Origin of the sequence: Phocaeicola sp. RTP21198st1_B8_RTP21198_201120 (assembly GCF_040929485.1) — a bacterium.
GTDB lineage: Bacteria > Bacteroidota > Bacteroidia > Bacteroidales > Bacteroidaceae > Phocaeicola > Phocaeicola dorei.
Window position 1 is genome coordinate 1 of record NZ_JBCOCI010000289.1, and the last position, 1,023, is coordinate 1,023.

The 1,023-nt window shown below is 40.8% G+C and carries 1 protein-coding gene; it reads right to left on the reverse strand.

The annotated features are described in order from the left end of the window. Nucleotides 1–1,023: RagB/SusD family nutrient uptake outer membrane protein (locus AB5935_RS25515; protein ID WP_368327819.1), on the reverse strand; the 1,023-nt coding region annotated here is incomplete at both ends.

A 1,023-nucleotide genomic window follows, 5' to 3' on the forward strand; every position in this document is an offset into this window, starting at 1 on the left:
CTTCAGCATAGAGCAAGATAGCGTCAGCCAAACGGAATACAATGTAATTACCGGCATTGGGAATCGTGCTATTTCCGTTAGTATCGGCGTTCAACAATTTTATAATCTCCAATCTTCGTGCAGTACCCACATAATCATCATCATCAAGATATAGATAATTAAACCAGGACTCTTTGCGCATATCAGCAGTCTCCTCCGGATAGAGTTGCTTCAAAAAGACTTCGCTATACTTGAACTCCGGTTCTGTACGATTCCGTATTTTATATACCACTTTTGTACACCACATGTGATCTGTTTTAAATATCTCACCCATAGTGACATTCTGTGCAATCTCAAACAAACCTTCATTGCTTTCTCCTTGAAACACTTCTGACATTTGGCTCATTGACTGCAAGGAATAGATACTACTATCTATCCAAGAATCCGTTTCAGCCAAACGCCTCACCTCATTATAATAAGTTACCGCATTGTTTTCGTCGAAAAATGCCAGCCACATATTCATGTGCATCATTAGTGTCAATACCGCTCCCCGGTTGGCACGCAGGCTGCCACTTCCATTCCGCCACGGCAAAATACCCTTATCAGGGTCATTATCCAATACAGTCTGTAAATCTGCCAAACAAGTTTTCAAAACTACTGTCTTGTCCATTCGTGGCAGTGGAGCAGCTGCATAAGCCTCCGTATAATAGGGTACATCACCAAAAATACGCACCATAAAGAAATAAGCCAGATTACGCAAGAATTTACATTCCGCCCGATAACGTTCCACTTCTACGGCTGACAGTTCCTTCACATTGGCAACCTCCTCAATCATAATATTGGCACTCTGCACTACTTTATACATATTCTGCCAGTTATAGATAGCGCCAAAATCAGAGGAGGTTCCCTCTTCTTTACTATCTTTCTTCGCTTTATAATTTTTCATATCATTCTGAATCAGATAAAGATAGTTATTTGTATTCTGTCCCGTGATTGGAGCACAGCGTACATCACCGGCATAAAGAAAAAATCCATTATCTGTAG